Consider the following 25,660-nt stretch of genomic DNA (forward strand, 5'->3'; position numbering starts at 1 on the left):
GCTGTTATTTTGTTACATGCCCCTCTGGCATGGTATATCGCGTAGCTTCATGGCTGCTGAAGTGAAGGTATAGGCCAACAAAATAAACAAGTGGAAAGAAAACAGTCACTGTTCTTGTTTTACAAAAACAAAACACGTGAAGGAGGAGTCATTCATGGCTCGATATACAGGCTCTACATGGAAGATTTCCCGTCGTTTAGGTATTTCCCTAAGCGGAACTGGAAAAGAATTAGCAAAGCGTCCATACGCTCCAGGACAACATGGTCCTAACCAACGTAAAAAACTTTCTGAATACGGTTTACAACTTCAAGAGAAGCAAAAGCTTCGTCATATGTATGGTGTAAACGAGCGCCAATTCCGCCGCATCTTCAACGACGCTGGCAAAATGGCAGGAATTCATGGTGAAAACTTCATGATCCTACTTGAGTCTCGTTTGGACAGCATCGTTTACCGTCTTGGTCTTGCCCGCACTCGCCGTGCAGCTCGTCAATTGGTAAACCACGGACACGTTACTGTAAACGGTAAGCGCGTTGATATCCCATCATTCCGCGTTGCAGTTGGTTCAGTAATCGGTATCCGTGAAAAGTCTCAAAACCTAAGCGCAGTTAAAGAAGCAATCGAAGTAAACAACTTCGTTCCTGACTTCTTGACTTTTGACGAAAACAAACTTGAAGGTACATTCACTCGCTTGCCAGAGCGTTCTGAATTGCCAGCTGAAATTTCAGAACAACTTATCGTCGAGTACTACTCTCGTTAAGTTTAAGAAAGCGTTCCGTTTATGCGGGACGCTTTTTTTGTTGCTTTATATCTGGATAAATGCGGACTGCACCCGTTTATTTTCAATAGTGCATGATTTATTTTTAAAACAGTAAGTTGATTTTCAATTGTCATACTTTTTTTTCAAAAGAGGCCGATTTGTTTTCAAATCGAATATTCGGGACCGATGAATCTGTTTCGATGCAATCTTTCCCGTTTGAAAATTCAAAAAACCGGCCACCATTCTGGTGAGCCGGTTTTCATCTATTTAGTAGCGGATCAAGAAGTACTTCTTTTTACCACGGCGGATAACGACAAAGCGGTCATCGATTCGTGAGTCTGCTCCAACAACTTTTTCAAGGTCCTGGCAGCGTTCGCCGTTAATGGAGATCGCTCCGTTTGTGATATCCTCGCGCGCCTGGCGTTTGGAAGGAGAAATCTTGCTTGCCACAAGCAAATCAATGAGTCCGATGTCCCCTTTAGATTCCATTTGAAAGGATGGCACATCTTTAAATCCTTGTTCAATTTCAGCTCCGGAAAGCTCGGAAAGCTGACCGCTGAACAAAGCTTCTGAGATTTTGATGGCTTGTTCGAGGGCTGCGTCACCGTGAACGAGGGCCGTCAGTTCTTCGGCAAGCGCTTTTTGAGCCGCTCGTTTTTCAGGAGCGCTTTGTACTTGCTCCTCTAGTGCCCCGATCTCTTCTTTACTTTTGAATGAGAAGTACTTCAGGAATTTGACGACATCGCGGTCATCCGTGTTGATCCAGAACTGATAGAACTCATACGGTGTGGTTTTTTCCGGATCCAGCCAGATTGCCCCGCCTTCCGTTTTACCAAACTTGGTTCCATCGCTCTTTGTAACAAGCGGGATTGTCAGACCAAATGCCTTTTCTTCTTCCCCTGCTTTTCGGATTAGTTCAAGCCCTGCAGTAATGTTCCCCCACTGATCGCTTCCTCCCAGCTGAAGGCGGCAGTCCTTCTGGCGGTATAATTGCAGAAAATCATAAGATTGCAGAATCATGTACGTAAACTCGGTAAAGGAAATTCCTGCTTCCAAACGGGATTCAACCGATTCTTTCGCGAGCATATAGTTCAGCGGGAAGTATTTACCCACATCACGAAGGAAGGTAATCACATCCATGTCCCCGATCCAGTCATAGTTATTGGCAATTTGCGCAGGATTGTTCTCAGCTTCGAAATCCAAAAACTTGGAAAGCTGGCCTTTGATGCGCTCGCTCCATTGCTCGACGACACTGGATTCATTTAGTGTGCGCTCCGCCTTTTTTCCGCTCGGATCACCAATCATCCCAGTGGCGCCTCCCACCAATGGAATAGGCTGGTGTCCTGCCTGCTGAAGGCGGCGCATCGTCATGATGACGAGAAGATGGCCGACATGCAAACTGTCCGCTGTCGGGTCAAACCCGCAGTAAAATGCGGTCTTACCGTTGTTCAGTTTTTCTTCCAGACCTTCACGGTCGGTCATCTGGTTAATCAGATTCCGGTATTCTAAATCTTGCAAGATTCCCATTAATGTTGCTCCTTTCATTGCATCCAATTAAAAAAGACAAATAAAAAACGCCCCCTGAATAAGGGACGTGATTATCGCGGTACCACCCTTGTTGAAGGAAAAATCCTTCCACTCGTATCGATTAACGGCTTTTCAACCGGTCTTTGCTACTTTATGTTCACAAAGAAAGCTCCAGGGTGTACTTCATAATCCGTCTGTGTGCTGGTTTGCAGCGGCCACCAGCTTTCTGAAACAGGGAGACAGTTACTACTCAATTCCTATCTTCGCTTCTTACTTATCCAATTAGCATATATTCTTCTTTTTACCATAGCTGAAGGACGATGTCAATTCCTCTTTCATTGACAAAATTGTACCCTCACTCCCTTCAAACGACAGCGAATATGATATAATTAGTCAAATAGGGGGGAATTTACATATGTCTCATCTAGAGGTAATTAAGGAAAAATGGAGGCGCTTTATCGCCTACCTTAATGAGAAGAAAATTATCCAGGCCGCCGATAAAACATACACTTTTACATGGAACTTATTTTTAATCATCGTCGTTTTGATCGTACTCGGCGGCTGTCTGGCAGCTGGAGCCGGGGCAGGCTTTCTGGCTTCACTTGTAAAAAATGAGCCGGTCAGGGCCGAAGCTACCATGAAAGAAGAGATTTACAACTACTCGACGACGAGTATGATGTACTTTAATGACAAATCAAAGCTGGGCAACCTTCGGGCGGATCTAAACCGCGACGAAGTATCGTTAAAGAACATCTCTCCTTTTGTTAAAGATGCGGTCATCTCAACAGAGGATGAATATTTTTACGACCACGAAGGTGTTGTTCCTAAAGCCATCATACGTGCCGTCATTCAGGAAGTAACCGGTTCGGCAAATCGCTCGGGAGGAAGTACACTGACCCAGCAGCTGATCAAGAACCAAATCCTGACCAACGAAGTCTCCTTCGACCGGAAAGCAAAAGAAATTCTGCTGGCTCTCCGTCTGGAGCACTTTTTTACGAAAGAGCAAATTCTCGAAGCATACTTGAATATCGTTCCTTTTGGACGCAGTTCTTCCGGCCACAATGTCGCGGGCATACAGGCGGCTGCACAAGGGGTTTTTGGTGTGGACGCGAAGAAACTAAATCTTCCGCAAGCCGCGTTCCTCGCGGGAATGCCGCAGAATCCGTTTGTGTATTCTCCGTTTACGAACAGCGGGGATGTAAAAAAGGATATCAGCGCCGGAACAAACCGTATGAAAACCGTGCTCAAACGGATGCTCACTGCTGAAAAAATCACTCCAGAGCAGTATGAAAAAGCTATAAAGTATGATGTGAAAAAGCATTTTACGAAGAAAAAGGAAAATTCCTATGAAAAATATCCGTATTTAAGCATGGAAGTCGAACGGCGTTCAGCGTCCATTTTGGCGGCACAGGCTGCGAAACAAGACGGTAAAAACTATTCCAAGCTGAAGCAGGAGGAAAAGGACGAATACCGCCAGAACGCTTATGTGCGGCTTCGCCAGAAAGGCTTGAAAATTTATACCACCATCAATAAAAAGATTTATGATGAAATGGAGAAAACGGCAAAGAACAACTATCTTTTTGGCTCTCCGCACACAGTGCGCGTCAAAAATGACAAAGGAAAATGGATATATGTCCAGCAGCCCCAGGAAGTAGGATCCATTTTAATCGAAAATAAAACGGGAGCGATCCTCAGCTTTGTTGGCGGCCGCGATTATAAACGCGAGCAACTTAACCATGCGACACAGGCACTCCGACAAAATGGTTCAACTATGAAGCCGCTGCTCGCCTATGCGCCAGCCATTGAAGAAGGAAAAATGCAGCCCGGTTACATTATACCGGACACCCCTTTGACAATAGGTAAATATAATCCGCACAACTATGATAACCGGTACCACGGTCTGCTTTCGGCCAGAACTGCGCTCGCCAAATCCTATAATATCCCTGCCCTGAGAAGTTACATGATGGCTGACCACGCCGATGCGTTCAACCGCCTGGAAAAAATGGGATTCTCAAGTATTGCGGAAGCAGACCGGTCAGCACCTTCAGTTGCCATCGGTGGTCTTACCCACGGAGTAACGGTAGAAGAAAATACCAATGCCTTCGCTACCTTCGCGAACCAGGGGAAATTCGTGGATGCATACCTGATCAGCAAGATCGTAGGTAAGGACGGAAAAGTCGTATATCAGCACAAATCTAAACCCGTTTCTGTCTATTCCCCACAGACGTCATATCTGATTCTTGATATGATGAGAGATGTATTGAAACCAGGCGGGACAGCAGCGAGCATTCCAGGCAGGCTGAATTTTTCTGCCGACTGGGCAGGTAAGACCGGAACAACTTCCTCCGCGAAGGATTCCTGGTTCGTTGCCACCAACCCTAACGTAACTCTCGGTGTGTGGCATGGCTATGACAAGCCGGATGCCCTTCCGGCCGGGCAACAGCATATCAGCCAGACGCTGTGGGCTGCTTTTGCGAATGATGCCTATAAATACGCGCCTTCACTGATTGCTCCCAGAGAGCGGTTCAGCATGCCGTCTGGAATTGTTAGAAAAGAAATCTGCGGCATTTCCGGAAAGCTTCCATCTGGTCTTTGCCGAAAAGCCGGATTGGTCACAACCGATTTATTTAATGTGAAATATGCGCCAAATTCGAAAGACAACAGTCTGGATACCGGCCGATATGTTATTGCAAATGGCAAAAGATACAAAGCGTCAGATTCTACACCAAAAGAGTTTACGAAAAATGGTGTAATGGTCGATGATGAATTATTTAATGGTGTGGATTTGAAGAAAGCTGCCGGCGTAGATGCCGGAGATCTCCTCCCTGACAAAAGCTTGCCGGAAAACGGCAAAGCGCCTGGTGCCGTCAGCGGAATATCCGTTAAAGATGGAAAGCTATCCTGGTCGTCCTCAGGTGAGAGCGATGTGATCGGTTACCGTATCTACCAGGCTTCCGGCACCAGCGGATCTTTTAAGAAGATTGGTAGCGTGACGTCAGACCAGACCTCCCTGTCAGCCCCTTCAGGTGTACTCTATGTCACCGCAGTGGATATTGCAGGCAAGGAATCGTCTCCGTCAGAAAAAGTAACATATGGTACGAAAAAACAGGAAACCCCTGATAAAGACAAGAAAAAGGAGGATTCTAAGAAAGAATCCGAAAAACAGACGCAAGAAGAGCCCAAGAAAGAGAAACCAAAGGACGAGAAACCATCCGAAGAAAAGCCGTCCGACAAGCCAAAGAAGCCATCTGATGAACAGAATACTGATAAAAAGGAAACAGAAAACCCCTCGAATTGATCGAGGGGTTTTTTTGTATCTTTTTTCTTTTAATCTTCCATTGTGGACAGGTCGCCTGTCGGAAGGTCGAGCTCCCAGGCTTTCAATACGCGCCTCATAATTTTACCGCTTCTTGTTTTGGGAAGCTTGTCACGGAATTCTATTTCTCTTGGCGCTGAATGGGCAGCAAGGCCGGATTTTACAAATGAACGAATCTCTTCAATCAATTCATCGCTTGGTGAATATCCTTCCCTTAGCGCAATAAACGCCTTGATCACTTCACCGCGTACCGGGTCCGGTTTGCCGATAACACCCGCTTCTGCAACCGCCGGATGTTCCACGAGCTTGCTTTCCACTTCAAACGGGCCTACACGTTCACCGGACGTCATAATCACATCATCAATTCTGCCCTGGAACCAGAAATACCCATCCTCATCCATATAGGCCGAGTCGCCGGAAACATACCAGCCGCCTGGTGTAAAATAAGATTCATACTTTTGCGGATTGTTCCATATGGCCCTCATCATGGACGGCCAGCCTTTCTTAATGGCCAGATTCCCCATTCGGTTTGGCGGAAGCACGTTATCCTGGTCATCGATAATGGCCGCTTCAATACCCGGGAATGGTTTCCCCATGGAGCCAGGTTTAATTTCCACTGCCGGATAGTTACTGATCAGCTGGGCCCCTGTTTCTGTCATCCACCAGTTATCATGAATTCTAAGATTAAAGACCTTCATTCCCCAACGTACAACTTCAGCATTGAGCGGTTCGCCGACACTCAGCACATGGCGCAGGGAAGAAAGATCAAAGCGCTTCACAACTTCATCTCCTGCTCCCATCAACATACGGAAAGCCGTTGGTGCACTGTACCAGACGGTTACACCATACTTTTCGATCGTGCCATACCAATCTTCCGGACTGAAGCGACCGCCGCGGATCACATTGGACGCCCCGTTCAGCCATGGGCCGAAAATACCGTAGGATGTTCCGGTCACCCAACCAGGATCGGCGGTGCACCAGTACACATCGGAATCTTTCAAATCCAGTACCCATTTGGCTGTCTGGTAATGCTGAATCATTGCATTATGAACATGCAATACGCCCTTAGGTTTTCCGGTGGACCCGGAGGTATAGTGAAGGATCAAACCGTCTTCGCGGTCTACCCATTCGATATCTAGATGCTTGTCCGCTTTTTCCATCCTGCTGAAAAAGTCGACATACGGCCCCTCTTCTTTCACATCCTCCCCTACTAGAACAACATGCTTGAGATGAGGCAGTTCGCTTACAGGTACTCGCTCCAGGAGCTGAGGAGTGGTAATGAGTACTTTGGCCTCACTGTCTTCCAAGCGGTCCCTGACAGCGCCCTCCATGAATGCTTCAAATAACGGGCCGACGATCGCTCCAACTTTTACCGTACCCAAAAGTGCAAAGTACAGCTCGGGAGAACGAGGCATAAAAATAAACACCCTGTCCCCTTTTTCAACATCAAGCTGACGGAGCATGTTCCCTGCCCGGTTGGACATTTCCTTCAGATCACGGAATGTGTATTTTTCATCTCTTTTTTGATCTGAAAAATAAAGAGCGACTTTATTTTTTCTGTGCCCTTCCGCATGCCTGTCCACTGCTTCATAGGCCAGATTGACCCGCCCCGTTTCATACCAGGAGAATTCTTTTTCAACTTCGGTCCAGTTAAATGCATCATATGCTGTTTGATAATCTTCCAGGTTAAAATTACCTTTGATACTAGGAAGCGCTTCCACCTTCATCTGTCAATCTCCTCCTATGCCAATAAATATATACATACTAAGTATATCATATAGGTTCAAAATTTTTAAATTTATTAGAATTGTCAAATCTGACCGGCTTGAAACCCCTTACAAACCTTTTTCGTTATGTATAATGGAAGTAGTTGAATTTTTACATGGGTGGTGTATACATGAATCATATTAAAACTTACAATTGCCTTGCTGTTGATACACCTTCAGGCAAGGTTATTATTGAGGGTCCCATCTCGCCGGAACATCTGGCTAGTTATGAATTTCATACCGGATTAAAAGCGTTCAGACCCTCACCCCAGCAGCATGAAGCACTTATCGAGATCGCAGGCCTTGATGAAGGAAGGATTATCATCGCCAGAACAAAGGATACCATCATTGGTTACGTTACATACGTTTATCCTGATCCAATGGAACGATGGTCACATGGCAATATGGAAAATCTTCTTGAACTTGGAGCGATCGAGGTCATTTCTGATTACCGAAACTATAAAATAGGGAAAAGCCTGTTAAGGGTGTCCATGATGGATGACAGCATGGAAGATTATATTATAATTACAACGGAGTATTACTGGCATTGGGATTTAAAAGGCACTGGTTTATCGGTGTGGGATTACCGAAAAGTAATGGAAAAAATGATGAACGCCGGCGGTTTGGAATATATGGCAACGGATGATCCCGAGATCAGTTCCCATCCTGCAAACTGCTTAATGGTCAGAATCGGCAGCCGGGTTTCTATGGAATCCGTCCAGGAGTTTGACCGGATTCGGTTTCAAAACCGTTTCATGTATTAAAATTCCTGCCCAAAGATGTAGCGTTCCAGAAAGCCGCAGAAAGGGGAAATAAAGATGATTGTTCAGGATATGATGAATAAACAGCCCGTTACCGCACGACCGGAGACAACCATTATGGAGACCCTGCTTACGCTTAGAAAACACCGGATCAGACACCTGCCCATTATTGTCGACGATGGATCATTGGCAGGAATCATTTCCGACCGTGACCTCAGGGATGCCAGCCCTTCCATCTTTGATGCAGCTGATCATGCCGATAAATTTGAACGGCCGGTATCGGAAATCATGGTAAGAGACGTGATTACCGCCCATCCCCTTGATTTTGCAGAAGATCTTCTCAGTATTTTTTATGAGCATCAAATCGGTTGTATCCCTGTCCTTGAGCAGGAAAAACTGGTGGGGGTCATAACAGAGCGGGACATGCTGTACACATTGATCCAATTGACCGGTGCCCACCAGCCGAGCTCGCATCTGGAAGTTAAAGTTGAAAACATAGCCGGACAGCTGGCGGATGTTGCCTCACTGATCAAAAAATTTAAAATCAATATCAATAGTGTGCTTGTGTATCCCAGCAAGCAGGACGACAGCCAAAAAATCCTGGTCCTGCGCATTGGAACGATGAATCCTTACCGAATTGCTTCAGAATTAAGGCAAAATGGTTATGATGTCATTTGGCCACAGGAACCGGAAGTGGGACAATGAAAAAGCCTGTTTTTGTTTATTCCGATGACCTGCTGCGTTACAAATTCAATGAAGGGCATCCCTTTAACCAATTGCGCGTCAAGCTGACCTATGACCTGCTGAGCATGTCTGGTGCACTGGATGACAGCCAAATCGTACAGCCACGAATGGCAACCGATGAAGAGCTGGCACTCATCCATGATACGTCGTATATCGAAGCCGTAAAAAAAGCGGGTGATGGGACCTTAAAAGGAGCTGCTGCAGAAAATTACGGACTTGGAACTGAGGACACCCCGATTTTTCCCGGCATGCATGAAGCAAGCGCCTGGATAGTGGGTGCAACCCTGACTGCTGCTGACATGGTGATGGAAGGCAAAGCAACGTATGGATTCAATGCAAGCGGGGGGCTTCATCACGGATTCCGCGGAAAAGCTTCCGGTTTTTGTGTGTACAATGACAGCGCTGTAGCCATTGCATATTTGAAAAAGAAATACGGTGCGAGAGTGCTCTATATCGACACGGATGCCCATCATGGAGACGGGGTGCAATGGTCCTTTTACGAAGACCCCGACGCCTGTACCCTTTCAATTCATGAGACTGGCCGGTATCTGTTTCCGGGTACCGGAAACGTCACGGAGAAGGGGCAAAGCGACGGCTATGGCTACTCCTTTAACCTCCCCGTGGATGCCTTTACGGAAGATGAGTCATGGCTTGAATTGTATGAAACGGCGGTTCATGAAGTGGCCTCCTTCTTCAAGCCGGATGTTATTCTGTCTCAGAATGGTGCAGATGCCCACTATTACGATCCACTGACCCACCTGTCTGTAACGATGAAATCCTATCATGCCATCCCCAGGATCGCAAAGGAAGCGGCCGACCGGTTTTGCGGCGGAAAGTGGATCGCCACCGGCGGCGGCGGTTATGATATCTGGAGGGTCGTTCCGCGCGCCTGGTCTGAAATCTGGCTGGCGATGAACGAAATGGATTTGGAAGGATCACTTCCAATGGAATGGATTGAAAAGTGGCAAAAGACTGCTCCAGTCACCCTGCCGCTTACATGGGAAGACCCGCCCGGTTTGTATAAACCGATTCCCCGAAAACCTGAAATCATGGAAAAAAACAGTCTTACCTTAAACAAGGCACTCCACCATATCCGGGACAGCAGAAAAAAGACCTGACGCCAACGTGCATCAGGTCTTTCCTATTTATTAAATGGCTTTGAGCATCTCTTCTATCATGTCAGAAGACCGCTTCGCCGCAAGCTTTGTAAACTCAGTAAAGTTGACCGCTGCTTCGCCATTGGCCTTGTCCGAGATGGAACGGATTACGACAAAGGGAACGTCATTTAAGAAAGCTGTCTGTGCAACAGCGGAGCCTTCCATTTCAATGCACGCACCGTCAAAAAGCTGATAATACTTTTCCACAAGTGTTCGGCTTGCAATAAACTGATCCCCGCTTAAGACCCTTCCCATTCTGACAGAAACCCCGGACACCTTTGAAGCTGCTTTTTCCGCCAGGTTCACAAGGCTTGGGTCTGCCGCAAAATCCGACTCATACCCAAACATGGGAATGGTTCCTTGCGGAAAATGGGGACTTAATGCGGAGGCATCGATATCATGCTGCATGGCGCTTGTTGAAATCACAATATCGCCAATTTCAAGCTCAGGGTGCAAGGCCCCTGCGACGCCGGTAAACATGATATGTGTCACGTTAAACCGGTCCACCAAAAGCTGTGTCACTACGGCCGCATTTACTTTTCCCACTCCCGACTTGCAGAGGACGACTTCTTTGTTCGCGTAGGTCCCTTCATAAAAGGTAGTCTTCGCGTAATTGCTTTCCCCATAAATATCAAGAGCCTGTTTCATATAATGGATTTCTTCATCCATCGCTCCTATAATGCCGATTCTCAAAACTCTCCCACCTCTGTTGCGTCTATTAGCCGTTGTTCTTTGTTGTATTTCTAAATTGAATACGGTGAGGAAGCACCACAGTGTTCTCCTCGACTTTTTCTTTGTTCATGAGTTTTGTCAATAGACGCATTGCTACAGCTCCGATATCGTACATAGGCTGCACCACAGTTGACAGGGTTGGCCTTACCATTGTCGCCAGACGTGTATTATCAAAACCGATGACTTCAAGGTCGCCAGGAACAGTGATTCCTTTATCCTGTGCGCCATGAATCACTCCCAGTGCCATTTCATCCGTTCCTACGAAAATGGCTGTTGGCATATTTCCGCTTTCAAGGAATGTTTCCACGGCCTCAATGCCTGAATCATACGTGTAATCGCCGACAAAAATCTGTTTTTCATCCACCTTTTTCCCGGCATCCTCCATTGCTTTTCGGAAGCCTGTAAACTTGTGATAGCCGTTGATTGGATCCTCGAGAGGCCCGGTAACCATCGCCACAGAGTCGTGTCCTGATTTTAACAGATGCTCAACCGCATCATACACAGCCTGCTGGTAATCAATATTAACCGACGGAATTTCATTATTCATATCAACGGTCGCCGCCATTACAATCGGTACGGGAGACTTTTTAAATTCCTCCACGTGTTCATCTGTAATTTTACCTCCCATAAAGACGATGCCATCCACTTGCTTTCCGAGCAATGTATTCAAAAGATGAATTTCTTTATCTTTGTTCTGATCAGAGTTGCACAAGATAATATTGTATTTATACATGGTCGCGATATCTTCGATTCCCCTTGCGAGCTCAGCAAAAAAGATGCTCGCGATATCGGGAATAATCACGCCCACAGTTGTTGTCTTTTTACTGGCAAGTCCTCTTGCCACTGCGTTTGGTCGGTAACCGAGGCGCTCAATCGCTTCAAGCACCTTTTTCCGTGTTGATGGTTTAACATTTGGGTTTCCATTCACGACACGGGAAACAGTTGCCATTGAGACGCCTGCTTCACGGGCCACATCATAAATTGTTGTATTCAATTTAGTAATCCTCCTTTAATTCCACAATCCAGACAGGTTATGTAATGTTATTGCTATCATACAGTAAAGGACTGCTGTTAGGCAACGAAAAGCCCGTACAACTGCCATATTCCACTGTATAAAAGTGAACATTTTCCAACTTTCTCTGTTTAGTTTTATCCAATCCTTAAAAGTCCATTCAAAACAGGAAAAAGCCGGCTGAAATCAGCCGGCTTCCTTTTATTTGTTTGATTCTTGCTGATTAATAATTTTCCCATCCTTAAAGAAGCGAAGCAAGTCACCATACACCACTTTATCAGAAAGGTTTAGATCTTTGGCTGCCTTTTCTTTTGCAGGCTTACAGAGTTTATTTGCTACCTCCTGCCCATCGGACTGTCTGTAGCATTTCTCTTTTTCACCAGCATAGACATAGTCTTTCGCTATGGCACTGCCGTCTCTCTGAACCGTAAATTCGTCACGGTCCGGAGAGAAGAGGTCGGATCCAAACTGGATATCACCTTTGGTTTTAATGCCAAGCAGATGCAGGATCGTAGGCTTCAAATCAATTTCTCCGCCAATGGTATGCATCACTTTACCTTTTTGCCCCGGCACATGGATGAACAAAGGAGTTTCCTGAAGCTTAAGGTGTTCATATGGTGTTACTTCCTTGCCCAGGATTTTGCTCATTGCTTTATTATGGTTCTCAGAGATTCCGTAGTGGTCACCGTACAGAATGATGACCGAATTGTCATAGAGCCCTGAAGCTTTCAACTGCTGGAAGAATTGCTTTAGTGCTTCATCCTGATAGCGGGCAGTTACAAAGTAATTATCCACGGTAGGGTCTCCGGTATCCGCCGGCTGGATACTCTTCTCCTGATCATTATTCAAAATGAACGGGTGATGGTTGGTCAGCGTGATGAACTTACTGTAAAACGGCTGTTTCAGATTCTGAAGCATCGGCATGGACTGCTTGAAAAATTCCTTATCCTTCAGGCCGTAGTTTACCGAGTTCTCATCGTTCACATTATAGTAAGGCTTAGAGTAAAACTTGTTATAACCGAGCGTATTGTACATCATATCACGGTTCCAGAAACTTTTATTGTTCGCATGGAACACCACCGGGTTATATCCTTTTTGTTTCACAATCTCCGGTGTGGCATGAAATTTATTTTGCGCTTTCGTTGAATACACAGATCCTCCAGGCAGTCCGTACAGTGAGTTATCAATCAAAAACTCCGCATCGGACGTTTTACCCTGTCCTGTATTGTGATAAAAGTTATCAAAGTAATAACTATTTTTCGTGAGGTCATTCAAGAACGGTGTAACTTCTTGACCATTGATTTTTTTATTGATTAAAAAGTTCTGGGTAGATTCCATGGATACAAGAATTACGTTTTTACCTTTGGCGGCCCCAAACATTTTTGGGTCTGGTTTTTTGTATTGTGAATCCGAATAGTTCTTAACTTCAGCCAAATCATTGCTGTCTGCTAATGCACGCTGTGTAGACGACTTGGTGTTTAATACAGCGTCATATACGTGATAGTTATATACACCCATTAGCTTAACCAGAATGGCCCGGTCAAATGTACGGGTCAGCAGCTCGGGACGCTGAATTTCCGCCATCCCAAGGTTCGCCAAAAAGATACTGAATGCAGTAACAAAAACAAGACCAATGGTTTTCTTTTTCAATTTTTCCACCGGTTTTACTTTCTTGGTTAATACAATGGTCAATAACAGTAGAAAGTCCAGAAAAAATAAAATATCAAGCGGATGCATCAGGCTTTTTGCACTTCCGCCAAGATCGCCAAAGTTTTTAAATTGGAACAGGACCGGTATTGTAATAAAGTCATCAAAGAACCGGTGGTACACAATATTGGCGTATAAAACAAAGGACATTATAAAATGAATCGTAAGCAATGCTTTGTTCCTGCTTTTTGCGGGAGCAAACAAACTAAGCCCCAGGAAGAACAGTGCGGAACTGAGCGGTGTAATCACCAGGATGATCTCTTGCATCACATTCTCAAGATCGAGATTCAAGCCAACCCTGAAGGCGATATACGATTTTACCCAAAGAAGGATAACGGCCAGCAGAAAAAAGCTCAAAGATTGTTTTGTTGAATTTTGTATATTCGTTTGTCGTTCAAGTTTATTCATCATTCATTTTCCTCCTCAAAAAAAAAAGAAAAGGACCCTGCTACAAATTGACCATTTGCAGTGTTTCAGGTTCACCCTACCCATTATACGGAGTTCAATGAGGAAGTAAAAAAACCGTTATCGTGATTATTTGAGGTATATTCTTCTGTAACTATCAGTGTAGAACTCATACCGGTCATTCTTTAAATCCCTTTATTATGCTTTGTTATCCTCCAAATTGCACAAAAGGCGTTTCCTTAATATTCTTGGCCATCCATATAAAAGAAAAGCCCTCCATTTAACAGAGGACTTTATCCTTATGCCATTACTTTATTATGTTTATATAAACCACCCTTATTTACCCAACTGCTCGTTGAGCGCTGCGTAGGTAATGGAATAATGGGAAGCGTCCCACTTCAGCTCTCCTTTTTCAAAAAGAAGGGCTTGAGGCGATTCGTGTTTCACTCCATAGTTCTCCGCAATTTCATTGGACAGCGGACGCGCTTCCTGAACATTTAAATAAAATACAGGCATATCCTGCTCTGCGGCAAAATTTTGATATTCCTGAAATGCGGCATGGCTGATCGGGCAGGTTGTACTGTTCTTTAATAAAAATAATTTGTTATTTTCACTTACTGCCTGTTTGAATTCCTCTGTAGTTGAAAGTTTAACGAGTGACATATGTACTCCTCCTTAGGTGAATCATAAATCCATGAAAAAACGAAGAAGGACGCTTCTTCGTTTGTAATCATCTGATTTTGAGTAATCAATACTTATTTTTTACCAAATCTTCTTCAGTTGCAAGAGGATCCGGCTGGCGTGCGGCTTCTTCTTCCACTTGAGTGGTAATTTCACCATACGCGTCGGCGCTCTCATCGAGAACCTCTTGTCCTTTGTTTCTCCAATTGTTTAAATCACGGCGGATGCTGGTTGATAGTTCCTTCACCTTGCCTGCCACTTGATTGGACTGTTCAGATACCGTGCGGGCAATAGTAGAGGATTTGTCTTTTGCCATTGAAGACCATTCTGAGCTTTTGTCTCTGATCGTACCTGCTTGATCTGAAAGATTATTTCTCAATTCTTTGCCGCTTTTAGGCGCCATGAGGAGGGCGGAGGCTGCACCTACAATTCCGCCAACTAGAGCTCCAATAATAAAATCTTTACTGTTGATGTTTTGATTATTGTTTTCGTTACTCATTCTAAACTCCTCCTTTATTGATATTGTCTTCTTTGGGATGTTTGCTGCGTAGAATCGACACTGGCTTTCTTGATTTTCCACTTTTCCCATAAATTGATGGCTACATTTCCCCATTGAACAGCCTGGGAAATATTTTCTGACTGGCGTTCAGCCCCGGTTGTGATTTTCTCTGTGACCTTGCGTACAGATTCGTTGACATTATGAATTGAACTGCCAAGATCCTGCACTGCCGAGAACACAGTGTTCAATGAAGCAGCTTTCGTTTGTACATCTTCTGCCAATTTGTTGGTTTTGTGAAGCAATTGAGCCGTCTCTGATGTAACACCATTCAATTGAGTTTCAAGGCCGTCTACAGTCTTAGCCACGTTATCAAGCGTTACTGTAAGTGATTTGAGCGTACGTGCCAAGAAGATTACTAGGACGACAAAAGCAAGGGCAATGATGAGTACACTGATGGGTATAAGTATGTTCATGTTTCCACGACACCTCCTGAGTTAGATGCTTTTAAAATTACCCTATGCCAGTAAAACTAAACATGTATGCTATATTCTATACTATTTTATGAATTCCTGCTAAGGACAAGGGTTAGAACATTACAAATTATTTAAATTACGTTAAAATAAATACGTTAGGCTTATTCACCATATATAAGGGGGAAATTGCAGTGAGAGATCCACGTATCCAGCAATTGGCTAAAAACTTAATTACATATTCAGTTAATCTGCAAAAAGGGGAAAAAGTTCTGATTGAAAACTTCGGCTTTCAAAAAGAGCTTGTGAATGCACTCGTTCAGGAAGCTTATGCCGCCGGCGGTTTTCCGTTCGTATTGCTGAAAGACCATTCCGTTATGCGCCAGCAGTACATGAACGCTTCAGAAGAACAGATGAAAATCATTGCCAATCACGAAGGTGACCTGATGGCTCAAATGGATGCCTATATCGGACTTCGTTCAGGCGACAATATTAATGAATTGTCCGATGTTCCGAGTGAACAGATGGCGTTATATGAAAAAACGGTCCTTGCCATGCACCGTGAAATTCGCATCAAGAAAACAAAATGGGTTGTTCTTCGTTATCCGAATGCAGCCATGGCACAGCTTGCCAGCATGAGCACCGAAGCGTTTGAAGATTTCTATTTCCAGGTCTGCAACCTTGACTACAGCAAGATGAATGAAGCCATGAAGTCTCTTGAAGATTTGATGAACCGTACAGATAAAGTTCATTTGAAGGGACCAGGAACTGATCTTACCTTCTCCATTAAAGATATCCCTGCTGTACGATGTGCAGGAGAGGCAAACATTCCGGATGGTGAAGTATACACAGCCCCTGTCAGAGATTCCGTAAATGGAACCATCACATATAACACACCATCTCCCTATCAGGGCTTTACATTTGAAAATGTGTCCTTGACATTTGAAAATGGAAAAATCGTAAACGCAACAGCCAACGATTCCGAACGAATCAACAAAATTTTTGATACCGATGAAGGCTCCCGATATATTGGTGAGTTTGCAATAGGTGTCAACCCTTATATTCAGCACCCGATGAAAGACATTCTGTTTGATGAAAAGATTGACGGAAGCTTCCACTTTACACCGGGACAGGCGTATGAAGAAGCATACAACGGCAATGAGTCCAACATCCACTGGGATATGGTCATGATTCAGCGCCCGGATTATGGAGGCGGGGAAATCTATTTTGATGATGTTCTTATCCGTAAAGACGGTCGTTTCGTACTTCCTGAACTTGACGTGCTTAATCCTGAAAACCTTAAATAAACCAAAAAAACGCCGGCTGCATACCGGCGTTTTTTATCTTTAAGACCTTATTGAAAAGGAGACTCATTTTGAGCCTCCTTTTTCGCTTCTATCCAATTTGTGTGCTTTTCCCTTGATGACCTTCCACTGTCTGTTCATATGATTTTTGGAATTTTTGGATATCCCCTGCTCCCATGAACAAAAGAATTCCGTCGTTATGCTGCTCGAGAATACCTACTTCTTCTTCGCTCAACAGCACCGCATTTGGAATTTGTTCCTGCAGGTCCTTAATGGAAAGACTGCCGGCATTTTCACGTGCCGATCCAAAGATATCGCATAAATAAACATAATCAGCTTTTCTTAAGCTCTCCCCGAATTCATGAAGGAACGTTTTCGTCCTTGTGAATGTATGGGGCTGAAAAATAGCGACCACATCGCGATTTTTATACTTGTATTTTGTCGCTTCAATGGTTGCACTGATTTCGGTTGGATGATGAGCATAGTCATCAATCAACACCTGATCTCCGAATGGCTTTTCAGAGTATCGCCGTTTAACGCCGCCAAACGTTTTTAAACGGTCGGCAATAACATCCACATCCACATTTTCGTAATGACAAAGAGCGATAACGGCCAAAGCATTAAGAATGTTGTGTGTTCCGTATCCCGTAATCGTAAACGTATGGTAGAACGTATTTCTTACAAACACATCAAATGTAGTCCCGTTTTCATCGCGATGGATGTTTGTCGCCTGAAAATCATTATGATCTCCTAGTCCGTAAAAGACGACGGGTACATTTGCATGAATTTGCTGAAGATATTGATCATCACCGCATGCGATGATTCCTTTTGTAACCTGCATCGCCATTTGCTGAAATGCGCTGATGACATCATCAATATCTTTAAAATAGTCAGGATGATCAAAATCAATATTTGTCATAATTCCATATGCAGGCTCATAAGAAAGGAAGTGACGGCGATATTCGCATGCTTCAAATACAAAATACTTGCTGTCTGCCATTCCTCGTCCTGTCCCATCTCCGATCAGGAACGAAGTCGGCTCTGCTCCGCCAATCACATGGGCAAGCAATCCTGTTGTTGATGTTTTTCCGTGAGAACCTGTCACCGCAACTCCGGTATACTTCTTCACAAAGTCACCAAGAAAATGATGGTAACGGTAAATCGGCAGGCCGAGTTCACGCGCTGCTACCAGTTCTTCATTGTCATCCGAAAACGCGTTTCCAGCAATGATGGTCTGGCCCTGTTTAATGTTATTCTTATCAAATGGCAGTATTGTAATCCCGCGCTCGTCTAAAGCCTGCTGGGTAAAGAAATACTTTTCAACATCCGATCCTTGAACTTCATGCTTCATGTCATGAAGTATTTGTGCCAAGGCACTCATCCCCGTACCTTTGATTCCCACAAAGTGATAATGTGTCATGTAAAGACCTCCACAATCAAAAACCTTCTCAAGAATCACCTTTTTAGGCAACCCACTTTTCAAGGCCTATTTTCTGTTAGTATATGCATGCTGCGATAGAGTGATATTCATCGAGCAAGCTGCACCGACTCATTTTTCCATTATAGCAAAAAATGAAGTCTAACTCCATTACTTCGGTTAACGACTATTCTACTTTTATTCTACTTTTTCGAGACGTGCATTCGGTCTGAAAACCCGTCCCGCTTTGGCTTGATGCTTTCCGTTCATCATTACATTGTCTCCGGTAAACCCGATGTTAATTTTAAGAAGATTGCTGCCTACTCCGTAAATATCAACAGGTACACCGCGTTTTTCGTAATCAGTGATCCGCTCCTCGGTAAAACCGCCGCTGACGACGATTTTCACATGCCCAAACCCTTCCTGGTCGAGAGCTTTGCGCAGCGCAAAAATAAGTTCCGGATTCGCACCACGCGGATCGAAACTGCCGAGCACCTCTGGATTACGGAAGAAGTATTGGTCAACCATCGTCCTTGAGGTATCCACTCTGACTCCTTTTAATACATCTCCAAATTCTCTCGAAACTTTAAGGGCATCGGTAATGGCGTCATTATTGTAATCCACCAATGCCATCAGTTCATCTTCAGGATACGTTTCATGATACGCTCTCGTCGCTTCAACAATGTCTCCATTAAACATCTGGAGCAAGGCGTGCGGCATCGTTCCCATCCCCTGTTTGCCCCACCATTCATTCATCGCATGGGTGGCCTGTGCCGTAGAGCCGCCGATATAAGCCGCATAACCATCACCTGCCTGCTGGGCAAAGTGATCGTCCCGGTCCCCCATAAAGATGACCGGCTTTTGGACACCTGAAATACTCGCTGCTTTAACAACATTATAAACATTCGTTGCCACTGACGTTCTTCTGGCCAAAATGCCATCCAGCATTCCTTCCAAAAAGCCAAAATTTTGATAAGGGCCTTTAATGGTAAAGACAGTTTCAAATGGAGAGATCTTGTCTCCATCTTTCAACGAGTGAATCTCCAGATCGTCTGCATTTTTAGCAAATGTCTTAATTAAGGCAATTGCTTCGTCTGTTCCGCAAAGAACGGCATCGTTTTTTTGAAAAAATTGCATGGTTACTATATTATCAGGTTTGAATTTTTTTACGATCTCGCATGTTTTCAGGAAATAAACAGCTGAAAACCAGCCGTCACCTGCCCTTTCATCAAATTTGAATGTTTGATTGGTCAAGCGTTTGATTTTACCCTGCAGCTTTAATTCTATTTCTTTCATATAAACTCCTCATCACCTGGTCAAGAAATTCATGGATTCTTTCTGTCTTTTAAAATGGGCATTTCGAACTCATCCCTAACTATCATATAGAAGTACACCTCAGAACACAAGAGAAAGTGGACAAGCAGGCATTTCAAGGACTTCCCCACAAAAAAGACGGCCCATTGCCTGTCTCCATGGACAGGCAATGGGCCGTCTAATTCATTTTATACTTCCGCTTCGCTATAAAGCTTGCTTTGGAATTCTTCGTTGGTCATGAGAACTGTACGGGGCTTTGAGCCCATGGCTTCGGAAACTAGACCGAATGCCTCCATCATCTCTACAAGGCGTGCAGCACGGTTGTAACCAACCCTGAAGCGTCTTTGGATGCTTGAGGAAGAAGCGGCGCCCATATCGAGTACATAATAGCAAGCTTCTTCAAACAGATCATCTTCTTGCTCGACCGTTTGATTAGACTGGATCAATTCCTCTCTGCTAAATAAATAATTGGTTGAATGCTGTTCTTTTACAAACGCAGTAACCCGTTCGATTTCATCATCCGATACAAAATTACCCTGAATACGGACCGCCTTGCTTGATCCATTTTCAAGAAACAGCATATCGCCTCTGCCGAGCAGACGTTCCGCACCGCTCATGTCGATAATGGTACGGGAGTCGACCGCAGATGAAACAGCAAAGGCAGTCCTTGTCGGGATGTTCGCTTTAATCAGACCAGTTATAACGTCCACGGAAGGCCGCTGGGTTGCCACCAGCAAATGAATTCCACATGCTCTCGCTTTTTGAGCAATCCGGCAAATCGCTTCTTCCACGTCCTGTGGTGACACCATCATCAGGTCTGCAAGTTCGTCAATGACTACGACGATATATGGCATTTTGTTGGCATACAATTGTTCGCGTTTCATTTTGTCGTTAAACCGTTTTATGTCACGCACGCCATGTCTTGCAAAGGCTTCATACCTTCTCTCCATTTCCTCTACCGTCCATTTCAAAGCCGTGGTCGCTTCCTTTGGATCGGTAATGACCGGTGTAACCAAATGAGGAATGGCATTGTACGGAGCCAATTCCACCATTTTCGGATCCACAAGCAGCAGGCGTACATCATCCGGCGATGCTTTGTACATCAATGAAACGAGAATGGAATTGATACACACGCTTTTTCCAGATCCTGTGGCTCCTGCGATCAACCCATGAGGCATTTTTTGAAGGTCGGTCACAATCGGATCACCGGATAAATCCAATCCCAGCGCAACAGTAAGTGGTGAACTGCTGTTGCGGAATTCCTCGCTTTGCAGGATTTCCCTTAAGAAAACAGGCTGGCTGTATCGGTTGGGCACTTCAATGCCAATCGTATTTTTTCCCGGGATTGGCGCTTCAATTCGTATGTCCTTTGCCGATAAACTCAACTTAATATCGTCGCTTAGATTGGTTATCTTATTAACTTTAACACCAGGTGCGGGTTGCACTTCGAGACGGGTAACCGACGGCCCTTTTGTCATGTTGACTACTTTGGCATTCACATTAAAGTTATCAAGAGTCAGCTGAAGCAGATCTCTTTGCTCTTCCATCCAAAAACTGTCGTCCTCCTCCTGTATCGGGGGATTCTGCAGTAACTCGAGCGGCGGAAATGAGAGATCAGCGTCTTCTGCCGGAATTGGAGCAACCGTGCTCCCTGTTGCTTTTGATTCCACAGGTGCTGGTGTTTTTTTCTCAGCTGGATGATTGGCAGTACGATTCCGGTCTTTCTTGAGCATCAGAACATTAAACGGAATATAGGTTCCTCCAGGTTTTTTCTCAGGCTCCCGGCGGGTAACCTCTTCTTCTTTTAATGATGGTCCCTTTGCAGGCTCTGCCGCTAGGTTTGCACCTTCCTGATCGTTTCTGATACGATTCGCGAATGCAGGCGCTCCCTCTTCTTCCGGCTCCAAAGCTGTTGCTTCTTCAACTGCTTCACCGTTTAGCCCGATTTGTTCGTCTTCAGCTTCTTTAAGGTCCATCCTTTCAGGCGGAAGCTCAAAAATCATTTCATCTTCTTGCACGTCATCAGAAACAGGCTCAATTCTGCGTTCTTCAAATGGTTCAGCTGGCGGTTCTGGTTGCGGTTCCGGCAGCAATTCTGTTTGTGCGGGTTCAATGGTTTCTTTTCTGAATTCATCAATAAGGAGCACAGGCTCCTTCTCCATTTGGGGAACAGACTCCGCAATGAGATCTTCATTTTTTTCTTCCGTTACAGGCATGTTCCTGACTTCTTCTTCACTCAGAATGACAGGTTCTTTGCTTGATACAGGTTCTGTTAGCAGTTCTTCCATCAAAGCCGGATCCGGCATCTTCTGTTTCTGAATTTCGGATAGCTTCCATAATCCAGGGTTGATAATCGTATCTGGTTTCCGTTCACCATAACCATAAATCGGCGACGGGACCTCAGAAGGCATGAAGCTGCCCTTTGGACGTTCCTCCGTTGTCTTTGAGGGATTTGGTCCATTTTTGTTACGGCCGCTAAATCCATAAACCGGAGATGGAATTTCCGAAGGCCGAAACTTGCTGTTGGATTCTTGCTCCCTATACCGGTTTTCACCAGCTTGTCCAGACTCAACACGATGGGTTCCGTTTCTGCTTCCAAACCCATATATGGGTGACGGGATTTCGGAAGGCTTAAATGGTTGTGTTTTCTCTTCTTTTAGGGGTGGCTGTGACAGATCTTCCTTGGCCGGAGTCTCTTTCTGCCGTTCCCTGGAGTATTTTATTGCCTCCTGTCCTTCTCTATCCGCTTGCTTTTTCGTATAGCTTTGTTTTCTTGCCGGTGTATGTCTTCCAATCTCTTCTTGATCATCAATCAACGGGAATCGAAATTTCCCTTCTGCCGGATAGCGGCTGACCATTCTGGCTGCAGAGCTGTTTTGATGGTTCTGAAACCGGCCGACTGTACGTTTTTTTACGGGTTCTGTTTTCTCATCCTTATGTAGGGCTGGATCTATTGTTTCTTCTGTCTCAGAAGGTTCATCATCAAACATTAAATTCATTAATTTTTTAAACCACGACATTGCTTCACCTTCTTTTTCTCTGGGTCTGTCTTTATATTGTAGCGGAATTCGGGCCATACTTTAAGAAAAATTTGCCACCGAAAGTAAAAAATATAAAAACCACTAGATTGCTCTAGCGGTTATGAAAACATAAGCTCATTTCTGGTATCCAAACAGCTTCATTGGCAAATATCACGAAGGGGACAGCACCGACATGCCCTATCATAAAAATTCGGTCCATCAATGGCTTTTATGACTTTTTTCACCACTTTTTTACCAACAATTTCATGATTTTTTTATGTTTCGTCCACCGGCTTGTTTTTCGCCAGAATAAAGATGGGTTCAAGCTCTCCTTTTTCATATAAAAACGGTAATGCAGTTACAGGAACTCGGCCGTTCATGAAAAATTGCATCGCCATCTGGGCCAAAATGTCATAGCCCTGGTTATTGCGGATATCTGCCAAAATAAGAACATCCTGATGCGGAATGGCAACTGCGAGTGTACCTGATGCTTCCTGTTCCATTCGATCCAGCAGAGAGGCATTCAATATTCTGCTCGCATCATACCCGTCATTATGATTGATAAAGTAAAAGGTGTTGCCCGCCACCTCATCTTTTTTCATCGAGGTGTCCAGAGATCTCACATTAAAACGGGCCACTTCCTTCAGCTTCTCCCTCGTTATGTTCATTTCTTCCAGCATCGTTTCATTGATTAGCCGGTAGGTATTTCCAAGATCCACCGCATAAAAGACTGTCGTTTCTGCCGTATGCTCCTCGTTAATCAGGGCATCTCCCTCGGGTGACTCCTTTGGAAAAGAGGTGGAACGGATGACTGGGAAAATTTGATTCTCTGCTTTATTGGCAGGCGTTTCTTCAATTGCCTTCAGTGCTTCTTCGACATGGTAGACAAGTTCATCCAAAAACGCATCCTTCTTTTTATCCCATTCCACCGTTAATCCTGATAAAGAAAGGGTAATTCCCTTTCTAATGTCCTTATGTTCAATTCTAAGCTGTTCATTTTCCCGGTCATAGGACAGATCCCATTCCGGACGTTTCAGCCGGTCCTCGAGCACCTTTTTCAGCTTCAGACTTGTACTCATTCGAAAATCCCTCCATTAATAAAAGCATAAAAAACCTCCTGGACGGAGGTTTTTTTATTAGTCTTGTTTGTATTCCACAACCACTTCTGTACCCAACCCTCCGCGAGCGTTCCAGGTTGCGACAATTTTAAGATACTTCGGTTTAAGAAGATCAACGAGATCTTCCTTGATTTTGTTGGTTGCGTGTTCCTGATAAATTCCTACGTTGCGGTAAGAGGTCAAATAGTATTTTAATGACTTCATTTCAACCAGGTCTTCGTTTGGAATATAGCTGATGATAATATCCGCGAAATCAGGAAGACCTGACCATGGACAAACAGAGGTGAATTCTGTTGTAGGGATGGTAACCAATGTATCCTTACCCACATACTCGTAAGGAATAGTTTCAAGAATATCTACCAAAATAACACTTTCATCTTCTATATCAAAACGAATTCCTTCGTATTTCTGATGATTTACTTCTACCTTTGCCATTGCTAACGCCCTTTCTTAATATGATGCTCGACGTTTTCACGTACTATTTATGAGTTTAACATATTTCTTCTATTCATTGGTATGAACAGGTAAATTATTTATAAACGATGAAATTTGTTCCTTCGTTTTTCGCTCTTTGTCCACATACCGACCGATCTCTTTTCCATCCTGAAAGGCCACAAAACTCGGAATTCCAAAAATATCAAGGTCCTGGCACAATTCAATCAACTGATCCCGGTCCACATACACAAAAGTAAACTGCTTGGATTCCTGCTCCAGCTCAGGAAGAAATGGTTTAATAAACACACAGTCAGGACACCAGTCCGCTGAAAAAACAGCGAGGGTTTTTCCTGCTCCTGTGATCTCTTTAAACTCTTCTATCGTTTGTACCGTTTTCATCAAGATTCGCTCCTCTTACTGATTTATTTTCATATCTCCAAAGGCGATATACCCTTTTTTTCTCATCCATTCTGAAAGTACCAGACTGATCATAATAGGTCCAGCAAAATGCAGCAGCACGATATATAAAAAAACATCCCAGCTAAAACCCATCGTTCGAAACGTCATAATTTGCCCGACCAGGCCGCTGGTACCCATACCCGCGCCTGCCGGTATGTTCGTCATCTGGAAAACAAGGGTACCAATCGGCGCAAGAATCATGCCGGCAACCGTTGGAGGAATAAGGATTCTCGGATTGCGTACCACGTTAGGAAACTGAAGCTTTGAGGTTCCAATCCCCTGCGTGATCCAGCCCCCAAAGCCGTTTTCCCTGAAGCTGATTGTGGCAAACCCGATCATCTGGGCCGCACATCCGATGGTCGCTGCACCAGCTGCGGTTCCTTCAAGGCCGAGCATAATGGCAATGGCTGCACTTGAGATCGGGCCAGTGAGGGCAAGGCCAAGCAAAAGAGCTACAAGAATGCTCATGACCAAAGGACGCTGGTCGGTAGCCCACATAACGAGATGACCAAATCCTTTCATAAACTGGTCGATCCCCGGCCCCGCAAAATAGGCGACCGTAAAACCTGCAAAAACAGTGACGGCAGGTGTCACGAGAATATCCACTTTTGTTTCCTTTGAAACAAGCTTTCCTGCTTCTACCGCGATGAGGGACGCCACAAAACAGCCAGCCACACTTCCAAGTTCAGCCCCTGCTGCTCCTGCAGTTACGGTCGCAAACAACACGAGCGGAGGTGCTTCAAGCCCATAAGCGACAGCCGCTCCAATAGCCGGCCCAAGCATGCTCATGGCGACGGTCCCCATTTTAATAAAAAATGGCCATCCCGCCTGCTCTCCAATCGTTTTTAAAATAAGTCCGATCACCAACGAGGACATTAATCCAAGCGCAAAATAGCTGAACCCTGTAATGAAATATACTTTCGGGGATAATGTTACTCCCTTTCTTTCCAAAAATTGACCCACACCAATTCTCCTTTATCATCAAATGTTGAATGCAAAGTATAACCTATTTATTATACAAGAGGATTAACATCTGTAAAGACACTATAAAGAATTGCT

General features: G+C 44.6%; 21 protein-coding genes and 1 other annotated feature. Of the genes, 6 read left to right on the forward strand and 15 right to left on the reverse strand.

Going from position 1 to position 25,660, the window contains the following annotated elements:
• Positions 1-154: 154 nt before the first annotated feature.
• A complete protein-coding gene (gene rpsD, locus BLT53_RS11480) occupies positions 155-757 on the forward strand; it encodes a 30S ribosomal protein S4 (protein WP_090234994.1) in 603 nt (200 codons plus the stop codon).
• A 267-nt stretch (positions 758-1,024) separates the two neighbouring features.
• Here the strand turns inward: rpsD and tyrS are convergent, their stop codons facing one another.
• Positions 1,025-2,284: a tyrosine--tRNA ligase gene (gene tyrS / locus BLT53_RS11485; protein WP_090234997.1), complete on the reverse strand. Its 1,260-nt coding sequence runs from the start codon at positions 2,282-2,284 to the stop codon at positions 1,025-1,027.
• 58 nt (positions 2,285-2,342) lie between these two features.
• Positions 2,343-2,557 (reverse strand) — a binding site (T-box leader).
• Between the two features lie 142 nt (positions 2,558-2,699).
• On the opposite strand from tyrS, the gene BLT53_RS11490 reads away from it, so the two are divergent.
• Positions 2,700-5,582 (forward strand): transglycosylase domain-containing protein, encoded by a 2,883-nt coding sequence (locus tag BLT53_RS11490; RefSeq protein WP_090234998.1) that lies wholly within the window; start codon positions 2,700-2,702, stop codon positions 5,580-5,582.
• Positions 5,583-5,611: 29 nt separating this feature from the next.
• Here BLT53_RS11490 and acsA read toward each other — a convergent pair whose 3' ends face one another.
• On the reverse strand, positions 5,612-7,327 hold the full coding sequence (gene acsA / locus BLT53_RS11495; RefSeq protein WP_090235001.1) for an acetate--CoA ligase: 1,716 nt from the start codon (positions 7,325-7,327) through the stop codon (positions 5,612-5,614).
• A gap of 170 nt (positions 7,328-7,497) precedes the next feature.
• On the opposite strand from acsA, the gene BLT53_RS11500 reads away from it, so the two are divergent.
• The 3 genes from BLT53_RS11500 to BLT53_RS11510 are packed head-to-tail and all read left to right on the forward strand — an operon-like array spanning position 7,498 to position 9,989.
• Positions 7,498-8,130, forward strand: a complete 633-nt coding sequence (locus BLT53_RS11500) for a GNAT family N-acetyltransferase (protein ID WP_090235004.1) — start codon at positions 7,498-7,500, stop codon at positions 8,128-8,130.
• Between the two features lie 54 nt (positions 8,131-8,184).
• On the forward strand, positions 8,185-8,832 hold the full coding sequence (locus BLT53_RS11505) for an acetoin utilization AcuB family protein (RefSeq protein ID WP_090235006.1): 648 nt from the start codon (positions 8,185-8,187) through the stop codon (positions 8,830-8,832).
• Positions 8,829-9,989 carry an acetoin utilization protein AcuC gene (locus BLT53_RS11510; protein ID WP_090235007.1) on the forward strand — a complete coding sequence of 387 codons (1,161 nt, stop codon included), beginning with the start codon at positions 8,829-8,831 and terminating at the stop codon, positions 9,987-9,989. Before BLT53_RS11505 ends, BLT53_RS11510 begins: the two co-directional genes overlap by 4 nt.
• Positions 9,990-10,019: 30 nt before the next feature.
• On the opposite strand, the gene BLT53_RS11515 is transcribed toward BLT53_RS11510, so the two are convergent.
• From BLT53_RS11515 to BLT53_RS11540, 6 genes are all read right to left on the reverse strand, one after another.
• On the reverse strand, positions 10,020-10,721 hold the full coding sequence (locus BLT53_RS11515; protein ID WP_090235010.1) for a 5'-methylthioadenosine/adenosylhomocysteine nucleosidase: 702 nt from the start codon (positions 10,719-10,721) through the stop codon (positions 10,020-10,022).
• 25 nt (positions 10,722-10,746) lie between these two features.
• Entirely contained in the window at positions 10,747-11,754 is a 1,008-nt protein-coding gene (ccpA, locus tag BLT53_RS11520; RefSeq protein WP_090235011.1) for a catabolite control protein A, read from the reverse strand.
• A gap of 219 nt (positions 11,755-11,973) precedes the next feature.
• On the reverse strand, positions 11,974-13,890 hold the full coding sequence (locus tag BLT53_RS11525) for an LTA synthase family protein (RefSeq protein WP_244520398.1): 1,917 nt from the start codon (positions 13,888-13,890) through the stop codon (positions 11,974-11,976).
• A gap of 330 nt (positions 13,891-14,220) precedes the next feature.
• The gene (gene ytxJ, locus BLT53_RS11530; RefSeq protein WP_090235013.1) at positions 14,221-14,547 is read right to left on the reverse strand and encodes a bacillithiol system redox-active protein YtxJ; all 327 of its coding nucleotides are present in this window, start codon (positions 14,545-14,547) and stop codon (positions 14,221-14,223) included.
• 85 nt (positions 14,548-14,632) lie between these two features.
• On the reverse strand, positions 14,633-15,064 hold the full coding sequence (locus tag BLT53_RS11535; RefSeq protein WP_090235015.1) for a YtxH domain-containing protein: 432 nt from the start codon (positions 15,062-15,064) through the stop codon (positions 14,633-14,635).
• Positions 15,065-15,078: 14 nt separating this feature from the next.
• The gene (locus tag BLT53_RS11540; RefSeq protein ID WP_090235016.1) at positions 15,079-15,537 is read right to left on the reverse strand and encodes a DUF948 domain-containing protein; all 459 of its coding nucleotides are present in this window, start codon (positions 15,535-15,537) and stop codon (positions 15,079-15,081) included.
• A gap of 191 nt (positions 15,538-15,728) precedes the next feature.
• Between BLT53_RS11540 and BLT53_RS11545 the strand changes: the two genes are divergently transcribed.
• Entirely contained in the window at positions 15,729-16,841 is a 1,113-nt protein-coding gene (locus BLT53_RS11545) for an aminopeptidase (RefSeq protein ID WP_090235018.1), read from the forward strand.
• An 88-nt stretch (positions 16,842-16,929) separates the two neighbouring features.
• On the opposite strand, the gene murC is transcribed toward BLT53_RS11545, so the two are convergent.
• From murC to BLT53_RS11580, 7 genes are all read right to left on the reverse strand, one after another.
• Complete coding sequence (murC, locus tag BLT53_RS11550) at positions 16,930-18,258, reverse strand: UDP-N-acetylmuramate--L-alanine ligase (protein ID WP_090235019.1); 1,329 nt, start codon at positions 18,256-18,258, stop codon at positions 16,930-16,932.
• 195 nt (positions 18,259-18,453) lie between these two features.
• Positions 18,454-19,551 carry a nicotinate phosphoribosyltransferase gene (locus BLT53_RS11555; protein WP_090235021.1) on the reverse strand — a complete coding sequence of 366 codons (1,098 nt, stop codon included), beginning with the start codon at positions 19,549-19,551 and terminating at the stop codon, positions 18,454-18,456.
• A 206-nt stretch (positions 19,552-19,757) separates the two neighbouring features.
• Positions 19,758-22,589: a DNA translocase FtsK gene (locus BLT53_RS11560; RefSeq protein ID WP_090235023.1), complete on the reverse strand. Its 2,832-nt coding sequence runs from the start codon at positions 22,587-22,589 to the stop codon at positions 19,758-19,760.
• A 275-nt stretch (positions 22,590-22,864) separates the two neighbouring features.
• The gene (locus tag BLT53_RS11565; protein ID WP_090235025.1) at positions 22,865-23,668 is read right to left on the reverse strand and encodes a DUF1444 domain-containing protein; all 804 of its coding nucleotides are present in this window, start codon (positions 23,666-23,668) and stop codon (positions 22,865-22,867) included.
• Positions 23,669-23,725: 57 nt separating this feature from the next.
• Positions 23,726-24,142 (reverse strand): preQ(1) synthase, encoded by a 417-nt coding sequence (queF, locus tag BLT53_RS11570; protein WP_211516909.1) that lies wholly within the window; start codon positions 24,140-24,142, stop codon positions 23,726-23,728.
• Positions 24,143-24,211: 69 nt separating this feature from the next.
• On the reverse strand, positions 24,212-24,541 hold the full coding sequence (locus BLT53_RS11575; RefSeq protein ID WP_090235026.1) for a thioredoxin family protein: 330 nt from the start codon (positions 24,539-24,541) through the stop codon (positions 24,212-24,214).
• 15 nt (positions 24,542-24,556) lie between these two features.
• On the reverse strand, positions 24,557-25,564 hold the full coding sequence (locus BLT53_RS11580) for a PTS sugar transporter subunit IIC (RefSeq protein WP_090235029.1): 1,008 nt from the start codon (positions 25,562-25,564) through the stop codon (positions 24,557-24,559).
• Between the last annotated feature and the right edge of the window lie 96 nt (positions 25,565-25,660).

It is taken from the genome of Fictibacillus solisalsi (genome assembly GCF_900103485.1).
Lineage (GTDB): Bacteria > Bacillota > Bacilli > Bacillales > Fictibacillaceae > Fictibacillus_C > Fictibacillus_C solisalsi.

Excerpts from the sequence above, each read along its gene's own strand:
- tyrS (WP_090234997.1), bottom strand. The coding sequence starts at position 2,284 with ATGGGAATCTTGCAAGATTTAGAATACCGGAATCTGATTAACCAGATG.
- BLT53_RS11490 (WP_090234998.1), top strand. The coding sequence starts at position 2,700 with ATGTCTCATCTAGAGGTAATTAAGGAAAAATGGAGGCGCTTTATCGCC.
- BLT53_RS11555 (WP_090235021.1), bottom strand. The coding sequence starts at position 19,551 with ATGAAAGAAATAGAATTAAAGCTGCAGGGTAAAATCAAACGCTTGACC.
- queF (WP_211516909.1), bottom strand. The coding sequence starts at position 24,142 with ATGGCAAAGGTAGAAGTAAATCATCAGAAATACGAAGGAATTCGTTTT.
- BLT53_RS11565 (WP_090235025.1), bottom strand. The coding sequence starts at position 23,668 with ATGAGTACAAGTCTGAAGCTGAAAAAGGTGCTCGAGGACCGGCTGAAA.
- BLT53_RS11575 (WP_090235026.1), bottom strand. The coding sequence starts at position 24,541 with ATGAAAACGGTACAAACGATAGAAGAGTTTAAAGAGATCACAGGAGCA.
- BLT53_RS11540 (WP_090235016.1), bottom strand. The coding sequence starts at position 15,537 with ATGAACATACTTATACCCATCAGTGTACTCATCATTGCCCTTGCTTTT.
- BLT53_RS11505 (WP_090235006.1), top strand. The coding sequence starts at position 8,185 with ATGATTGTTCAGGATATGATGAATAAACAGCCCGTTACCGCACGACCG.
- BLT53_RS11500 (WP_090235004.1), top strand. The coding sequence starts at position 7,498 with ATGAATCATATTAAAACTTACAATTGCCTTGCTGTTGATACACCTTCA.
- ytxJ (WP_090235013.1), bottom strand. The coding sequence starts at position 14,547 with ATGTCACTCGTTAAACTTTCAACTACAGAGGAATTCAAACAGGCAGTA.
- BLT53_RS11560 (WP_090235023.1), bottom strand. The coding sequence starts at position 22,589 with ATGTCGTGGTTTAAAAAATTAATGAATTTAATGTTTGATGATGAACCT.
- BLT53_RS11510 (WP_090235007.1), top strand. The coding sequence starts at position 8,829 with ATGAAAAAGCCTGTTTTTGTTTATTCCGATGACCTGCTGCGTTACAAA.
- BLT53_RS11535 (WP_090235015.1), bottom strand. The coding sequence starts at position 15,064 with ATGAGTAACGAAAACAATAATCAAAACATCAACAGTAAAGATTTTATT.
- BLT53_RS11525 (WP_244520398.1), bottom strand. The coding sequence starts at position 13,890 with ATGATGAATAAACTTGAACGACAAACGAATATACAAAATTCAACAAAA.
- rpsD (WP_090234994.1), top strand. The coding sequence starts at position 155 with ATGGCTCGATATACAGGCTCTACATGGAAGATTTCCCGTCGTTTAGGT.
- acsA (WP_090235001.1), bottom strand. The coding sequence starts at position 7,327 with ATGAAGGTGGAAGCGCTTCCTAGTATCAAAGGTAATTTTAACCTGGAA.
- murC (WP_090235019.1), bottom strand. The coding sequence starts at position 18,258 with ATGACACATTATCACTTTGTGGGAATCAAAGGTACGGGGATGAGTGCC.